Source organism: Pseudomonas putida (assembly GCA_029953615.1).
In the GTDB taxonomy this organism is placed as follows: Bacteria; Pseudomonadota; Gammaproteobacteria; order Pseudomonadales; family Pseudomonadaceae; genus Aquipseudomonas.
In genome coordinates this window covers 1,680,767-1,696,659 of record CP124529.1, presented here as the reverse complement: position 1 = coordinate 1,696,659, position 15,893 = coordinate 1,680,767, and the positions used below count along the sequence as shown (strand labels likewise).

The 15,893-nt window shown below is 63.7% G+C and carries 16 protein-coding genes and 1 pseudogene; 8 read left to right on the top strand and 9 right to left on the bottom strand.

The features are described 5' to 3' along the window. Nucleotides 1-97 precede the first annotated feature (97 nt). Nucleotides 98-511: a hypothetical protein gene (locus QIY50_07890; GenBank protein WGV22102.1), complete on the bottom strand. Its 414-nt coding sequence runs from the start codon at nucleotides 509-511 to the stop codon at nucleotides 98-100. On the opposite strand from QIY50_07890, the gene QIY50_07885 reads away from it, so the two are divergent. Beyond that, nucleotides 492-1,259 (top strand): SDR family oxidoreductase, encoded by a 768-nt coding sequence (locus QIY50_07885; GenBank protein ID WGV22101.1) that lies wholly within the window; start codon nucleotides 492-494, stop codon nucleotides 1,257-1,259. The genes QIY50_07890 and QIY50_07885 overlap by 20 nt on opposite strands. 98 nt (nucleotides 1,260-1,357) lie before the next feature. Here QIY50_07885 and QIY50_07880 read toward each other — a convergent pair whose 3' ends face one another. Then, nucleotides 1,358-2,455 (bottom strand): AGE family epimerase/isomerase, encoded by a 1,098-nt coding sequence (locus QIY50_07880; protein WGV22100.1) that lies wholly within the window; start codon nucleotides 2,453-2,455, stop codon nucleotides 1,358-1,360. A 146-nt stretch (nucleotides 2,456-2,601) separates the two neighbouring features. Further along, complete coding sequence (locus QIY50_07875) at nucleotides 2,602-3,234, bottom strand: TetR family transcriptional regulator (protein WGV22099.1); 633 nt, start codon at nucleotides 3,232-3,234, stop codon at nucleotides 2,602-2,604. 1,006 nt (nucleotides 3,235-4,240) lie between these two features. On the opposite strand from QIY50_07875, the pseudogene QIY50_07870 reads away from it, so the two are divergent. After that, nucleotides 4,241-6,308: pseudogene (locus QIY50_07870) on the top strand (AsmA family protein). Nucleotides 6,309-6,427: 119 nt separating this feature from the next. Here QIY50_07870 and QIY50_07865 read toward each other — a convergent pair. After that, complete coding sequence (locus QIY50_07865) at nucleotides 6,428-6,958, bottom strand: ferritin-like domain-containing protein (protein WGV22098.1); 531 nt, start codon at nucleotides 6,956-6,958, stop codon at nucleotides 6,428-6,430. Nucleotides 6,959-7,006: 48 nt separating this feature from the next. Next, complete coding sequence (gene osmE, locus QIY50_07860) at nucleotides 7,007-7,348, bottom strand: osmotically-inducible lipoprotein OsmE (GenBank protein ID WGV22097.1); 342 nt, start codon at nucleotides 7,346-7,348, stop codon at nucleotides 7,007-7,009. A gap of 123 nt (nucleotides 7,349-7,471) precedes the next feature. Here osmE and QIY50_07855 point away from each other — a divergent pair, with 123 nt between their 5' ends. Further along, the gene (locus tag QIY50_07855; GenBank protein WGV22096.1) at nucleotides 7,472-8,362 is read left to right on the top strand and encodes a triacylglycerol lipase; all 891 of its coding nucleotides are present in this window, start codon (nucleotides 7,472-7,474) and stop codon (nucleotides 8,360-8,362) included. Here QIY50_07855 and QIY50_07850 read toward each other — a convergent pair. Beyond that, nucleotides 8,359-9,231 carry a DMT family transporter gene (locus QIY50_07850; GenBank protein WGV22095.1) on the bottom strand — a complete coding sequence of 291 codons (873 nt, stop codon included), beginning with the start codon at nucleotides 9,229-9,231 and terminating at the stop codon, nucleotides 8,359-8,361. The two genes, QIY50_07855 and QIY50_07850, sit on opposite strands and share 4 nt — an antisense overlap. A 226-nt stretch (nucleotides 9,232-9,457) precedes the next feature. On the opposite strand from QIY50_07850, the gene QIY50_07845 reads away from it, so the two are divergent. The 3 genes from QIY50_07845 (at nucleotide 9,458) to QIY50_07835 (ending at nucleotide 11,676) form a co-directional block, all read left to right on the top strand. Then, entirely contained in the window at nucleotides 9,458-10,246 is a 789-nt protein-coding gene (locus tag QIY50_07845) for a helix-turn-helix transcriptional regulator (protein WGV22094.1), read from the top strand. Between the two features lie 63 nt (nucleotides 10,247-10,309). Further along, nucleotides 10,310-10,597, top strand: a complete 288-nt coding sequence (locus tag QIY50_07840; protein ID WGV22093.1) for a PsiF family protein — start codon at nucleotides 10,310-10,312, stop codon at nucleotides 10,595-10,597. A 71-nt stretch (nucleotides 10,598-10,668) separates the two neighbouring features. Then, a complete protein-coding gene (locus QIY50_07835; GenBank protein WGV22092.1) occupies nucleotides 10,669-11,676 on the top strand; it encodes a hypothetical protein in 1,008 nt (335 codons plus the stop codon). Nucleotides 11,677-11,793: 117 nt separating this feature from the next. Here QIY50_07835 and QIY50_07830 read toward each other — a convergent pair whose 3' ends face one another. Next, entirely contained in the window at nucleotides 11,794-13,065 is a 1,272-nt protein-coding gene (locus tag QIY50_07830; protein ID WGV22091.1) for an Hsp70 family protein, read from the bottom strand. A gap of 164 nt (nucleotides 13,066-13,229) precedes the next feature. Between QIY50_07830 and cbpA the strand changes: the two genes are divergently transcribed. Together cbpA and QIY50_07820 are read left to right on the top strand one after the other, a co-directional pair. After that, nucleotides 13,230-14,183, top strand: a complete 954-nt coding sequence (gene cbpA / locus QIY50_07825) for a curved DNA-binding protein (GenBank protein WGV22090.1) — start codon at nucleotides 13,230-13,232, stop codon at nucleotides 14,181-14,183. A 2-nt stretch (nucleotides 14,184-14,185) separates the two neighbouring features. Next, nucleotides 14,186-14,491, top strand: coding sequence for a chaperone modulator CbpM (locus tag QIY50_07820; protein ID WGV22089.1), 306 nt, complete (start codon nucleotides 14,186-14,188; stop codon nucleotides 14,489-14,491). A gap of 117 nt (nucleotides 14,492-14,608) precedes the next feature. On the opposite strand, the gene QIY50_07815 is transcribed toward QIY50_07820, so the two are convergent. Next, the gene (locus QIY50_07815; protein ID WGV22088.1) at nucleotides 14,609-15,124 is read right to left on the bottom strand and encodes an N-acetyltransferase family protein; all 516 of its coding nucleotides are present in this window, start codon (nucleotides 15,122-15,124) and stop codon (nucleotides 14,609-14,611) included. Between the two features lie 31 nt (nucleotides 15,125-15,155). After that, nucleotides 15,156-15,854 (bottom strand): urea ABC transporter ATP-binding subunit UrtE, encoded by a 699-nt coding sequence (gene urtE / locus QIY50_07810; GenBank protein ID WGV22087.1) that lies wholly within the window; start codon nucleotides 15,852-15,854, stop codon nucleotides 15,156-15,158. Between the last annotated feature and the right edge of the window lie 39 nt (nucleotides 15,855-15,893).

Sequence of the window (15,893 nt, the reverse complement as noted above, 5' to 3'; positions counted from 1 at the left end):
AGGCCAAGTCTTTTCCACGGATAATGTGGAACCGCCTGTGGAAAACATGGTGGCATATCCATCAAGCCCTTTGATACCAAGCCCTGCAGAGCTATGATCATTTTTTGATCACATCGCCCTCATGGGTGATTTTCCCAAGCTTTTCAAAGCTCTGCATGCATGCGCAGAGCAGCGAAGATCCTGTGGATAACTCTGTGAAAAAACCTTGGACAGACCGCTGCAGGCGGCATACCTGAAAGCCTTGCGCCAGCACCGAAAAGATATCCACCGACCATGACACGCTGAAAGGGTTCCGCGCCGTGGACAAATTGCCCCCAATCTGTGGGGAAAGTCTTGTGGATAACGTGCGCATAGCTGGCGGCGAGGCCTCTGCTGCAAGGCTTTGCCGCATATGATCAAAAAATGAACAGGGCCCTCGACGGGTTGCTGCCAGCGCCCAGCGCGGGCATGCTGCAAAACTGCCGATGACAACCCACCGTGAGGAACAGAGCATGACGTCCACCGTATTCATCACTGGCGCGACTTCCGGTTTCGGTGAGGCCACTGCCCGCCGCTTCGCCGAAGCGGGCTGGAAGCTGGTGCTCACTGGCCGCCGCAAGGAGCGCCTGGACGCTCTGTGCGCCGAACTGTCGGCCAAGACCGAAGTACACGGCCTGGTGCTCGACGTGCGTGACCGCAAGGCCATGGAGCAGGCCATCGCCAATCTGCCGGCCGGCTTCGACAAGCTGCGTGGCCTGGTCAACAACGCCGGCCTGGCGCTGGGTGTGGACGCGGCGCAGAACTGCAGCCTGGACGACTGGGAAACCATGGTCGACACCAACATCAAGGGCCTGATGTACACCACCCGCCTGCTGCTGCCACGGCTGATCGCCCATGGCCGTGGGGCGTCGATCCTAAACGTAGGGTCCGTGGCGGGCAACTACCCGTACCCGGGCAGCAACGTGTACGGCGGCACCAAGGCCTTCGTCGGGCAGTTCTCGCTGAGCCTGCGCTGCGACCTGCGTGGAACCGGCGTGCGGGTGAGCAACATCGAGCCGGGCCTGTGCGAAAGCGAGTTCTCGCTGGTGCGCTTCGGCGGTGACCAGGCGAAATACGATGCTACCTATGCGGGTGCGGAGCCGATCCAGCCTCAGGATATTGCCGAGACCATCTTCTGGATCCTCAACCAGCCGGCACATATCAACATCAACAGCCTCGAGCTGATGCCGGTGAGCCAGGACTGGGCCGGGTTCTCGATCGACCGGTCGGTCAAGGGCTGATCCGAGGGCCTCTTCGCGGGCATGCCCGCTCCCACAGGGATAGCGCTGCCCTTGAGGGCGGCAAAGTACCTGTGGGAGCGGGCGTGCCCGCGAATGCGTCAGCTCAGGCGCTGCAAACCTTCCAGGCAAGTCGCCAGGTGGTAGGGCGTAGTCGATGGCATGTCATGCCGGCTGACACTGCCTTCGCCATCGCGGCACTCATACCAGCCCGCCTCACGCAGGAACCGCGCCTGCAGCGCCTGCAACTGGCCAGCGAGCTTCGCTTCTCCACCTGCACGCAGTACCAGTGCCCGCAAGTATTCCGCCTGCGCCCAGATGCGCTGGGTGGCATCCAGCACCTGGCCATCCACATCCAGCATCGACAGCACGGCGCCATCCTTCACCCCGTACTGTTCGGCGTAGCCGAACGCGCGGTCGATGGACGCATGCAGCGGCGTGTCACGCAGCAATGGCGAGGTATGCAGCAGGTAGAACCACTCGAACTGGTGCCCCGGCTCGAACCAGTTATCCACAGCGCCGCGTGGCTTTTCCAGCATCAGGCCGTATTCCGGTTCGATGAAGTGCGCCTGCAGCGCCTCGCACAGTTGCAGCAGCGATTGCCGGGCGTGCTCATCGTCACGTACTGCCAATACTTGCAGGAAGGCTTCGGCCAGGTGCATCTGCGGGTTTTGCAGTGGGCCGCTACCCAGGTCGGCCCAGTCCTCTGCGAGGCTGGCTTCGTACAGGCCATCGTCGCGGGCGAACTGCTGGTCGATGATGTCCAGCGCAGCGTTCAGCGTGGACTCCACCAGGCTTTCACGCACCTTGCCCCAGTAGTGGGCACAGGCGAAAACGATGAAGGCGTGGGTGTACAGGTCCTTGCGTCGGTCCAGCGGCTTGCCCTGGGCGTCGATGCTGTAGAACCAGCCGCCGTGCTCGGCGTCATGGAAGTGTTTCTGCAGCGAGCGGAACAAGGCGGCCGCACGCTCGGCTGCGCCGGGTTGGCCGATGCGGCTGCTGAACAGATACAGCTGACGCGCGCAGGCCATGGCCCGGTAGCGCTGCACCGGCAATGGCTGGTGCTGGGCGTCCAGGGCCTCGTAGGGCAGGGCCATGTCGGCGTTCCAGCCCGGGCCTTGCCACAACGGCACGATGCGTTCGGCGAAGTGCTGGTTGAAGCGGGCCAGTTCGGGCAGGGTGGGGCGGGGGTCGGACATTTCGGCGCTCGTCGCTGTCGGGCAGGGCGCCATGGTAGCAGAACTGGGGTTGTGGGTAGCCTGTGCCGGCCTCTTCGCGGGCTTGAGCAATGTGGGGTACCTGTGGGAGCGGGCGTGCCCGCGAAGAGGCCAGTACAGGCGATCGATCAGCCCGGATTGCCGAGCCCTTGCCAATGCCGCGCCCCCACGAAGATGAAGCGCAACTGCTGGGTGATCTTTTCCTGCGGCGTCAGCGCCTGTGGATAACCCGCCTCGGGGCTGTCGATAAGCTCGGGCAGGGTGGCGAATACGGTCTTCACCACCAGGTCGGCCATCACCGCCAGCGCGGCGCTGTCCAGGTGCTGCCAGCGCTTCATCCGCGCCAGGTCGGTGGCCAGGTCGTCGCTGATGTCCTGGCGCAGGCGGGCAATAGCCTGGCGTACGGCCTGCGAACCGCCGTATTGCTCACGGGCGAGAAACAGGAACTGCGCGCGGTGGGCGGCGACCACGTCGAGGAAGATGCGCACCGAGGCGTCGGTGATACCGCCCAGTTCGAATTCGTTGTGGCGCACCAGGCGGATCGTCTGGCGGAAGGTAGCGTCGACCTCGGCAACCAAGGCCAGGCCCAGGGCGTCCATGTCGGAAAAATGCCGGTAAAAGCCGGTGGGCACGATGCCGGCCGTTTTTGCCACTTCGCGCAGGCTGATACTGCCGAAACCACGGCCACTCTCCATGAGCTGGCAGGCTGCATCGAGCAGGGCCTGGCGGGTCTGTAGCTTCTGTTCGGCGCGCGGCAGCATGGTGCGGGCTTCTATGGCGGTAAGGCTGGGCACTCTAGTTAAAAAAACAAAGCCCGGTCAATGGACCGGGCTCGGAGGGGAGCAAGTGTTGCGACAGAGGTTGTTGTTTTCGGCCATGGTGATCAGCTCACACGGCTGAGTTCAACCAGGCGATCGGAGCCACCTTCGGCGACCCGGCCAGTGCGTTCGATCAGGCGATCGGAACCACCTTCGGCAACGCGGCCAGTGCGTTCGATCAGGCGATCGGAGCCACCTTCGGCGACGCGGCCAGTACGTTCGATCAGGCGATCGGAGCCACCTTCGGCGACGCGGCCAGTACGTTCGATCAGGCGATCGGAGCCACCTTCGGCGACGCGGCCAGTACGTTCGATCAGGCGATCGGAGCCACCTTCGGCAACGCGGCCAGTACGTTCGATCAGGCGATCGGAGCCACCTTCGGACGACGCGGCCAGTACGTTCGATCAGGCGATCGGAGCCACCTTCGGCAACGCGGCCACTACGTTCGATCAGGCGATCGGAACCGCCTTCGGCAACGGTTTTCAGCGGCTGGGCGATTTCCGCAGCGCTGGAACGCGATTCGGCGGTCAGGTGTTGCTCGTCAGCTGGGAGGGCAAAAGCGTTGGCAGCCAGGATGGACAGGGTCAGGGTCAGCAGATGGCGTTTCATGATTTCGGTGCTCCTCTCGGGGGCTGGAAAGTGGGTACGGAGCCAATGCTACGCCGCGTAACGCCAGAGAGAAGTTCATACGGGTAATGGTAACAATCGACCGTATTGATAGAGGCTTTAGGCGCTCTGGAAAGCACCTTCCATGCTCAATGATGGCATTTTGTCAGTCCTGCTTCCCGGGTAACAGCCGCAACCTGGCGCGACGCATTGCTGAGCAAAAGGCCAGGAAAACTTCGCTATCATGGCGCCGTCGATAAAACCCCCCGGGTTTTCATTAGTCCGAGATAGTGAGTGCCACCGCTGCGCCTGTTCTGTGCCATACCGCAAGGAGAATCACGCAATGACGCGTCCCGCCAGAATCCTCGTCTGGACCTTCACCAGCCTGCTGACCCTGCTGGCGATCCTGGCGGTGGTGATCGCCACCTTCGACTGGAACCGCGTCAAGCCCCTGCTCAACGAGAAAGTCTCCGAGGCCCTGCAGCGGCCCTTCGCGATCAATGGGAACCTCGCCGTGAACTGGCGCACCGAACCTGAAGAAGGGGGCTGGCGTGGCTGGGTGCCCTGGCCGCACTTCATTGCCGAGGACCTGACCCTGGGCAACCCCGATTGGCTCAAGGAACCGAAAATGGTCGGCCTGGAACGCGTGGCGTTCCGCCTGGCGCCGTTGCCGTTGCTGTTCCAGCAGATCAGCATCCCGCGCATCGACCTGACCAAGCCCACGGCCAGCCTCACTCGCCTGGCCGATGGCCGCGCCAACTGGGCCTTCGACTTCGGCCCCAAGGACGAAAATGCAGAGCCTTCCAGATGGCAGCTGGATATTGGCGCCATCGGCTTCGACCAGGGCAATGTCAGCTTCGATGACCAGACCCTGAAAACCAGCATGAAGGTGCAGATCGACCCGCTGGGCAAGCCGATACCCTTCAGTGACATAGTCGGCAAGGCCAGCGCCGAGAAGGCTGGTGCCGCGCAGGATTATGCCTTCGGGCTCAAGGCCCAGGGCCGCTACAAAGGCCAGCCGGTGTCCGGCACCGGCAAGATCGGCGGCCTGCTGGCCCTGCAGGACGCCAGCCAGCCATTCCCGCTGCAGGCTGACGTGCGCATCGGCGACACCCATGTGGTGCTCGCCGGCACCCTGACCGACCCTCGCAACCTCGGCGCCCTCGACCTGCGCCTGCGCCTGTCCGGCGCCAGCCTGGGCAACCTCTACCCGTTGACCGGCGTAACCTTGCCCGACACCCCGGCCTATTCCACCGACGGTCACCTCAGCGCCAACCCTGCACGCGGCGCAAGGGGCGACCTTCAACTACCAGGGTTTCAACGGCAAGATCGGTGACAGCGATATCCACGGCGACCTGGCCTTCGTGGCTAGCCAGCCACGGCCCAGGCTGTCCGGCAACCTGGTGTCCAACCAGTTGCTGTTCAAGGACCTCGCGCCGCTGATCGGCGCCGACTCGAACGCCGAGCAGAAGGCCCGCGGTGGTGCCAGCAAACAGCCGGCGGGCAAGGTGTTGCCGGTGGAAGAGTTCCGCACCGAGCGCTGGCGCGCGATGGACGCCGACGTCACTTTCGCCGGCAAGCGCATCGTGCATAGCGCGCAACTGCCGTTCAACGACCTTTCGGCCCACGTGATTCTGGAAGACGGCCTGTTGCGCCTGGAGCCCCTGCGTTTTGGCGTGGCTGGCGGCAACCTGGCGTCCAGGATCCGCCTGGACGGCCGCAACGTACCGTTGCAGGGGCGTGCCCGGCTGACGGCGAGGGGCTTCAAGCTCAAGCAGTTGTTCCCCTCCTTCGCGCCGATGCAGACCAGCTTCGGTGAGTTGAACGGCGATGCCGATATCACCGGCCGGGGCAACTCGGTGGCCGCCTTGCTGGGCACGGCCAATGGCGACCTGCGCATGCTGATCAACGATGGCGCCATCAGCCGTAGCCTGATGGAGATTGCCGGGCTGAACGTGGGCAACTATGTGGTCGGCAAGCTGTTTGGCGATGAGGATGTGAAGATCAATTGCGCGGCGGCTGACGTGGGCATCAAGGATGGTCTGGCGACCACGCGGCTGTTCATCTTCGATACCGAGAACGCGATCATCTACATCAACGGCACGGCCAATTTCGCCACTGAGCAGCTGGACCTGAAAATTACCCCGGAATCGAAAGGCTTGCGGCTGTTCTCGCTGCGCTCGCCGTTGTATGTGCGCGGGCCGTTCGCCAAGCCTAGCGCCGGGGTGCAGGCGGTGCCGCTGGCGTTGCGCGGAGCCGGGATGGTGGCGTTGGGCGTGGTGGCCGGGCCGGCGGCGGGGTTGCTGGCGCTGATTGCGCCTAGCAGCGGAGATGATCCGAACCAGTGCACGCCGCTGCTGCAGCAGATGAAGGCGGGCAAGGCGCCGGCTGCGGTGAAAGGGCGGAAATAGCAGGGGGCTGCTTTGCAGCCCATCGCGACACAAGGCCGCTCCTACAGGGAATCGCGCAAATCTGCCGAGACGCGATGCCTCTGTAGGAGCGGCCTTGTGTCGCGAAGCGCCCCCAGCAATTACAAGCCTTGCAACAGGTCGGACATATCGTCCGCGTGCTCTTCTTCCTGCGCGAGGATGTCTTCAAAAATCCGCCGCGTAGTCGGATCTTTATCCCCAATGTACCGAATGATCTCGCGATAGCTATCGATAGCGATCCGCTCCGCCACCAGGTCCTCCAGCACCATTTCCTTCAATGAAGTGCCGGCCACATATTGGGCATGAGACCTCTGGCTCAGGTTATCCGGGTTGAAATCCGGTTCGCCACCTAACTGCACGATCCGTTCGGCAAGCTTGTCGGCGTGTTCGGCTTCCTGGTTGGCATGCTCGAGGAACTCATCGGCAGCCACGCTGGCCTTGATGCCACTGGCCATGAAGTAGTGGCGTTTGTAGCGCAATGTGCAAACCAGTTCAGTGGCCAGGGCTTCGTTGAGCAAGCTGATGATTTGCTCGCGATCAGCCTGGTAACCCTCGGTCACGGCCCCGTTCTCGACATGCTGGCGGGCACGTTCGCGCAGGGTTTGCACATCGGTCAGTTCAGTCGCATTCATGTTCATCTCCTGGAACATCAGGGTGGTCATGGATATGGCCTGGAAGGCTTAGGCGCCGTTGACGGCGTCGCTGTCTTCTTCGCGTTGTTTGCACGTCTTGAAGCCCTTCGCGTCCACATGGCCGGTGGCGTCGAAGCGCACGTAGTAAGGCTGCTGGTGGCCGTCGTGGTTGAGGATGTAGTCGTTGCAGGTGCCGCCATGAGGGAGATCGATGACGTTGGACGGGCTGCCACCAATGGCGATGACCTTCTGCATGGTCATGCCTTTTTCCACCTGCTTGACCAGCGGCTCGTCGCGGTAGGTGACGTAGTCCACCGGGTTTTCCGGGCGGCTGCCGCAGGCGGCGAGGGTAGCGCTTGCCAGAAGGATTGCCAGGGTCTGCTTGTACATGGTCCCGCTCCTTGCAAAGGGTCTGTGTGGTTTGGAACCGCAGCGCGTGCCGGGAGTTCGATTGCGATGGTCATCAAGGCCGCTGTAGTGTTGGCCGGTCGTCCACGGAAAGGGGCTGGGGCAATGCAGCAGGATTTGGCCACGCGATACCCGTTGGTGCTGGTACCGGGCATGCTCGGTTTTGTCCGCCTGGTGCTCTACCCCTATTGGTTCGGCATCGTGCCGGCCCTGCGCAAGGGCGGGGCGCAGGTGTTCCCGGTGCAGGTTTCGCCACTGCATTCCAGCGAGGTGCGCGGCGAGCAGTTGCTGGCGATTATCGAAGACATCTGCCAGCGCACCGGTGCGGAAAAGGTCAACCTCATCGGCCACAGCCAGGGCGCCCTGAGCGCGCGCTACGCAGCCGCCAGGCGGCCCGGGCGGGTGGCCTCGGTCACGTCGGTGGCGGGGCCCAACCAGGGTTCGGAACTGGCCGACTACCTGGCGCGCACGGCACCGGGCGATTCCCCGCAGGGGCGCATCCTGAAGGCTGTGCTGCATGGCTTGGCCGTGCTGCTGGTGTGGCTGGAAACCGGCTGGCGCCGCGACCCGCTGCCAGTGGATGTACACGCCTCGCACCAGTCGTTGACCAGCGCCGGGGTGGCGCTGTTCAACCAGGCTTATCCACAGGGGCTGCCGGGCACTTGGGGCGGGGAAGGGGCCTATGAGGTCGATGGCGTGCGCTATTACTCCTGGTCCGGCATCTTGCAGCCCGGTCTGACCGACCAGGGGCGCAACCGGTTCGACGGCAGCAGCTATTTCTGCCGCCTGTTCGCGCGCAGTTTCGTCAAGGAAAAGGGCCATTGCGACGGTATGGTCGGGCGCTTCAGTTCGCACCTGGGGCAGGTGATCGGCGACGATTACCCGCTCGACCACCTGGATATCGTCAACCAGTCGCTTGGTGCGCTGGGCAAGGGGGCCGAACCGGTGCGGCTGTTCACCGAACATGCCGCGCGGCTGAAGGCGGCAGGGCTCTAGCGACGGATCGGTGTGGTCCAGCGCTCGGCCAGCACCACGCCCGCCAGGGTCAGCAGGCCACCGACCAGGTGATAGCGGGCAAGCTGCTCGTCGAGCACCACGGCGGCGATCAGCGCCGTGACCAGCGGCAGCAGGTTGAAAAACAGCGTGGTGCGGCTGGGCCCCAGGCGTTGCACAGCCTGCATCCACACCAGGGGCGCGATCATCGAGGCCAGCACGCAGGCGTACAGCACCAGGCCGATGTTGCGGCTGTTCAGCCCGGTCTTGTCCGACAGCAGGAACAGCGGCAACAGCACGACGATGGCTACCAGCACCTGCAGGTACAGCAGCTGCATCGGCGGCAGGCGCAGCTGCCATTTCTTCAGCAGGAAGCTGTACAGCGCGTAGGCCAGTGTGGCCACGAGCATCAGCAGGTCCCCGCTGTTCAGGCCTTGTTGCAGCAGGCTGGCGGGGTGGCCGGCACTGACCACTTCAAGCACGCCGAGAAATGACACCAGTGCGCCCAGCAGAGCGCCGTAGCTCAGGCGCTGACCCAGCCAGGCGATGGACAGCGCCAGGGACATCAGTGGCATCAGCGAGAGGATGATGCCCATGTTGGTGGCGCTGGTGATGCCGGCGGCGAAGTAGGCCAGGCTCTGGTACAGCGCCATGCCCAGCACGCCCAGCACGCAAACCTTGCCCAGGTGCGGGCGAATGGCCGCCCGATTGCGCCACACGGCGGGCAGCAGGAACGGGGTGAACAGCAGCGCGGCCAGCAGCCAGCGGTAGAAGCCGATCTCGGCAGGGTGGATGGCACCGGCGGACATCTTGGTGACCACGGTGTTGCCGGCCCATATCAGGATGGCGGTCAGGGGGAACAGGTAGTTCATGAAGCAGGTTACTCGTTGGGGCTTGGATTGGGGCTGCTTTGCAGCCCTTCGCGGGCTTGCCCGCTCCCACAGGGATATCACAGGCCTGAAAGCTGGCGTGGATCCTGTGGGAGCGGGCAAGCCCGCGAAGGCCTGCGGAGCAGGCCCTCGATAGGCCTGTATTATCGATTGTCTGTTCACAAGCCTATACTTCTATCCAGACAACCCGCCCCGCAAAGCAGACAGCATGCCGCGCAATTACCTCGACATTCCCCGGTTCACCCAACTCCCGGCTCCGGTGTACTTCCGCCACGACGAGTTCGGTGCCGATACACGCAGCGCCCTGCATCGCCACACCTGGGGCCAGCTCAACTACACCGCCCACGGCGTGATGCACCTGGAGGTCGCCGGCCAGCACTTCCTGTCACCACCGCAATACGCCGTGTGGGTGCCGCCCGACACCGAGCATGGCTGCTACAACCCACAGGCCATCGTCTACCGTTCGGTCTACCTGGACCGCAGCCTGTGTGCCGCACTGCCTCAGCAACCATGCAGCCTGATGATCAGCGACATCCTCAAGGCCATCCTCGCCGACTTCGCCCGGCGCGACCTGCGGGTGGCCGAGGGCGAGCGCGACCAGCGCCTGGTGCAGGTACTGCTTGACCAACTGCTACTGGCGCCCAGCCAGGCCTGTTACCTGCCGTTTGCCCACAGCGAAGGCTTGCGCCAGGTGCTCGATGCCCTCGGTGCCGAGCCGGGCGACAACCGCCCGCTAGCCGACTGGGCCGCCCGCGTGCACGTCAGCGAGCGCACCCTGGCCCGCCAGTTCCTGCGCGAACTGGGCATCAGTTTTGGCGAATGGCGCCTGCGCCTGCGTTTTCTGCGCGCCATCGAAGCACTGGAAGCCGGCCAGCCGATCCAGGCCATCGCCTTCGACCTGGGCTACAGCAGCGCCTCGGCGTTCATCGCCATGTTCCAGCGCCAGGCCCGATGCACGCCCGAGCAATACCGTCGCCAGGCACGGGCAGGGCGTTGAGAATTCTTGGCTACACTCAGCTCGACCCCCGTGCATCGGGCGCGGAGCCAAGGAGACTACTCCATGAAAGTGCTGCAAATCCCCTTCCTGGTACTGGCGGTGTTGTTCAGCGCCCAAGGCTTCGCCGCCAATACCGCGCAGCAGGAAAAGATGAAAACCTGCAACGCCGACGCCACCGCCAAGGCCCTCAAGGGCGATGAGCGCAAAGCCTTCATGAGCACCTGCCTGAAGAAGGACGTGCCGCAAACCCAGCAAGAAAAGATGAAAACCTGCAACGCCGACGCCACCACCAAGGCCCTGAAGGGGGACGAGCGCAAAGCGTTCATGAGCGACTGCCTGAAGAAGAAATGACCTGCGCCTATGCCTGCAGACGTAAGGCTGGCAGACTGCGGGTCTTTCCCGTTGTCTGCCGTTGAGGCTGTATGACCTTCACCCCCCGCCAGGTCACCCTGGCCAGCTGGATCATCGTGTTTGCCGGCCTGTTGCTGGCGCTGCCCCTGAAATTGCTGCCGAGCCTGCTGGCCGGCTTGCTGGTGTTCGAGCTGGTCAACATGCTCACGCCGCGGCTGCAGCCGCTGCTCGCCGGGCAGCGCGCCCGCTGGCTGGCGGTGGCGCTGCTTGGCACGCTGGTGGTCAGCACCCTGACCCTGCTGTTTGCCGGTGCCTTCAGCTTCCTGCTGCACGAGGCGGAAAACCCCGGGGCCTCGCTGGACAAGTTCATGGCCCTGGTGGAGCGTGCCCGTGGCCAGCTGCCGCCGTTCATCGAAGGCTACCTGCCGGCCAGTGCGGCGGAGTTCAAGGTGGCCATTGGTGACTGGATCAAGAGCCACCTGAGCGACCTGCAGCTGGTGGGCAAGGGCATGGCACACATGTTCGTCACCCTGCTGATCGGCATGATCCTCGGCGCCATCGTCGCCTTGCAGCGCATCCCCGACATCTCCCGGCGCAAGCCACTGGCGGCGGCGCTGTTCGAGCGCCTGAGCCTGTTGGTGCAGGCGTTTCGCAACATCGTCTTCGCGCAGATCAAGATCTCGCTGCTCAACACTACGTTCACCGGCATCTTCCTGGCCGTGGTGCTGCCGATGTTCGACGTGCACCTGCCGCTGACCAAGACGCTGATCGTGCTGACCTTCCTTTTGGGCCTGCTGCCGGTGATCGGCAACCTGATGTCGAATACCCTGATCACCATCGTCGGCCTGTCGCTGTCGATCTGGGTGGCGGCGGCGGCGCTGGGTTACCTGATCGTCATCCACAAGGTCGAGTATTTCCTCAACGCGCGGATCGTGGGTGGGCAGATCAGTGCCAAGTCGTGGGAACTGCTGCTGGCAATGCTGGTGTTCGAGGCGGCGTTCGGGCTGCCTGGGGTGGTGGCGGGGCCGATCTACTATGCCTACCTGAAGAGTGAGCTGAAGCGGGCCGAACTGGTCTGATTCTTCAATAGCCTGTGCCGGCCCCTTCGCGGGCTTGCCCGCTCCCACAGGTACGGTGCGGTCCCTGTGGGAGCGGGCAAGCCCGCGAAGGGGCCGGCACAGGCTGAAGAGCCTGGCTCAGGCTACGCCATAGCGCTTGCGCGCCTCGATGGCCAGCCCGCTGCCAATGCTGCCAAAGATGTTGCCTTCCACATGCCGCGCATTCGGCAGCATCGCCGCCACGCTGTTGCGCAGTGCCGGAATACCGCTGGAGCCGCCGGTGAAGAACACCGTGTCGACTTGCGTTTCGCTGACGCCAGCCTTGGCCAGCAGTTCGCTCACGCTACCGCGCACGCGCTCCAGCAGGCCTTCGATCGCCTCTTCGAACAGTACGCGGGTCAGTTCTGCAGTCAACTCAGGCTCGATGCGGCTGAGGTCCACATGGCGGCTCTGCTGCTCGGTCAGCTCGATCTTGCTGGCCTCCACTTCCATCGCCAGCCAGTGCCCGGCACGCTCTTCGATCAGCTTGAACAGGCGGTCGATGCCCAGCGTGTCCTCGATGTCATAGCGCATGCTGCCCAGCGCCAGCTGCGACTTCTGCGAGTACAGGGCGTTGATGGTGTGCCAGGTGGCGAGGTTCAGGTGATAGCTGGTCGGCATCAGCGCGCCGCTCTTCATGCGGCTGCCGTAGCCGAACAGTGGCATCACGCCCTGCAGGCTCAGTTGCTTGTCGAAGTCGGTACCGCCAATGTGCACGCCGCCGGTGGCGAGGATGTCGCTCTGGCGCTCGGCGACCAGATGGCGCTCGGGCGACAGACGGATCAGGGTGAAGTCCGAGGTACCACCGCCGATGTCGACGATCAGCACCAGTTCTTCGCCGCTGATGCTCGACTCGTAGTCGAAGGCTGCGGCAATCGGCTCGTACTGGAACGACACATCCTTGAAGCCGATCTTGCGCGCCACTTCGGCCAGAGTGTCCTCGGCCTCCTGGTCGGCGGCCGGGTCTTCGTCGACGAAGAACACCGGGCGGCCCAGCACCACTTGCTCGAACTCACGTCCGGCAGCTGCTTCGGCACGCTTTTTCAGCTCGCCGATGAACATGCCCAACAGGTCCTTGAACGGCAGGGCGCTGCCCAGCACGCTGGTGTCGTGCTTGATCAGCTTTGAACCCAGCAGACTTTTCAGCGAGCGCATCAGGCGGCCTTCGTAGCCTTCCAGGTACTCGTGCAGCGCCAGGCGGCCATATACCGGGCGACGCTCCTCGATGTTGAAGAACACCACCGAGGGCAAGGTGATCTTGCCGTCTTCCAGGGCAATCAGCGACTCCACGCCGGGGCGGTGCCAGCCGACCGTGGAGTTTGAGGTGCCAAAGTCGATGCCCAGGGCGCGGGCCGGGGATACGTCAGACATGGGAAATGAGCTTCCGGAGGCAAAACGGCCGCGCAGTGTATGCCAGTTGGCTACAGAATCAAGACCGGTCGTCTGCCATGGCGCAAACCCAAGGCGGTCTTGAAAGGCTATGCTTGAACCCTATCTTCTATTGCAACACGCACATTCACATTGGTGATCCATAGATGGACTTCAAAGACTATTACAAGATACTCGGCGTAGAGCCCACGGCGGACGACAAGGCAATCAAGGCCGCGTACCGCAAGCTGGCGCGCAAGTATCACCCCGACGTCAGCAAGGAGCGCGACGCCGAGGAAAAATTCAAGGAGGCCAACGAGGCCTACGAAGTGCTGGGTGACGCGCAGAAACGTGCCGAGTTCGACGAAATCCGCAAGTACGGCGGCCAACATGGCCGGCCGTTCCAGGCACCTCCGGGTTGGGAAAGCCGCGGCGGTGGCGGTGGCTTCGAAGGCGGTGATTTTTCCGACTTCTTCAGCTCGATCTTTGGTAGCCGCGGTGGCAACCCGTTCGGTGGTGCCCGGCAGCAGCAACGCAGTGCCGGCAGGCGGGGGCAGGACGTGGAGCTAGAACTGGCGGTCTTCCTTGAAGAGACCCTGAGCAAGGAGTCCAAGCAGATCAGTTTCCAGGTGCCACAGACCAATGCCATGGGCCAGCGCACCGGCTTCACTACAAAGACCTTGAACGTGAAGATCCCGGCCGGGGTGACCGACGGCGAGCGCATCCGCCTCAAGGGCCAGGGCGCGCCGGGCAGTGGTGGCGGGGCCAATGGCGACCTGTTCCTGACCATTCGCATGGCACCGCACCCGCTGTTCGATGTCGAAGGTCATGACCTGATCATCACCGTGCCGCTGGCACCGTGGGAGGCCGCACTGGGCGCCAAGGTGGCCGTGCCGACCCTGGACGGCAAGATCAACCTCACCATCCGTCCCGACAGCCAGAGTGGCCAGCGCCTGCGCGTACCGGGCAAGGGCCTGGCCAACAAGCGTGGCGAGCGCGGCAACCTTTACGCGCAACTGAAAGTGGTCATGCCACCCGCATCCGACGAGTCTGCCCGCGAACTGTGGACCCAGCTTTCCGAGAAGGCTGCGTTCAACCCGAGGACACAATGGAGTAAGTGATCATGAGCAGCACCCTGATCGTTCAACTGGACATGCGTACCCTGTGTCAGGAGGCCGATATCACGGCTGACTGCGTGATCGAAATCGTCGAGCACGGCATTGTCGAACCTTCCGGGCGAACGCCGGAGGACTGGTTGTTCGACGATCAGGCGCCGTTGCTGGCCAAACGCGCGGCGAAGCTGCATCAGGAGCTGGAACTGGAGTGGGAAGGGGTGGCGCTGGCGCTGGAGCTGTTGCAGGAAGTGCAGCAGTTGCGCAGTGAGAACAGCATGCTGAGACAGCGGTTGGGCAGGTTTATCCAGATGTGAGGTTTGCAGGCCCGGCCTATTCGCGGGCTTGCCCGCTCCCACAGGTACTGCACAGGTCTGGGGAAATGTGCGATCCCTGTGGGAGCGGGCAAGCCCGCGAAGAATTTCACACAAAACCTAGCTTGGCTCCGCTCTCGGATCCAACACCAGCTGCATGAAGGTCAGATCCAGCCACCGGCCAAACTTCACCCCCACCTGCGGCATCTGCCCGGTCACCACGAAGCCCAGCCGCTCATGCAGGCGCACCGACGCTGCATTGCCGCTCTCGATGGCCGCCACCATCACATGCTTGCCACACGCGCGCGCCCGCTCGACCAGTGCCGCCATCAGCACCGGGCCCAACCCCCTGCCGCGCTGATCGCCACGGATATACACCGAATGTTCCACGGTGTTGCGAAAGCCCTCGAACGGCCGCCAGTCGCCAAACGATGCATAGCCCAGCACACCGCTCCCATCCACCGCCACCAGGATCGGGTAGCCCTGCTGTGCCCTTGCATCGAACCAGGCCAGGCGGTTAGCCAGGTCCACCGGGGTTTCGTTCCAGATCGCCGTGGTGTTGCGCACCGCGTCGTTGTAGATGTCGAGAATGCCCGGCACATCGTCAGGCAGGGCGTCGCGGATTTCATGGCTCATGACAGCGTCTCGCAGGGTCGTTGCACGCAGATTAAATGGTTACCAGCCCGCGCACACCCTCGGCTTGCATGTTTTCGCCACGGCCCCGCTGGATGATCTCGCCACGGGCCATCACCAGGTACTGGTCGGCCAGCTCCTCGGCGAAGTCGTAGAACTGTTCCACCAGCAGGATTGCCATGTCGCCGCGCTCGGCCAGGCGACGGATGACTGCGCCGATCTCCTTGATCACCGAAGGCTGGATACCCTCGGTGGGCTCGTCGAGGATCAGCAGGCGCGGGCGGCTGGCCAGTGCGCGGCCGATGGCCAGCTGTTGCTGCTGGCCGCCGGACAAGTCACCGCCACGGCGTTGTTTCATCTGTTCCAGCACGGGGAACAGTTCGTAGATGGAGGCCGGCACCTCCCGAGCTTCACGGGCGGGGAAGCGTGAAAGCCCCATCAGCAGGTTTTCCTCGACAGTGAGGCGCGGGAAAATCTCGCGACCCTGGGGTACGTAGGCGATGCCGGCGTGGACCCGTTGCTGGGGCTTGAGGCTTGTGATCGGCTTGCCTTCCCATTCGATGTTGCCGTCGCGCGCCGGGACCAGACCCATCAGGCAGCGCAGCAGGGTGGTCTTGCCCACGCCGTTGCGGCCCAGCAGGCAGGTGACTTCGCCGACTTTGGCTTCGAAGGACAGGCCCCGGAGGATGTGGCTGCCGCCGTAGTACTGGTGCAGGGTGTCGATCTTGAGCATGTGTGTGTTCCTGAAATTGTTGCTGTGCCTGTGCCGGCC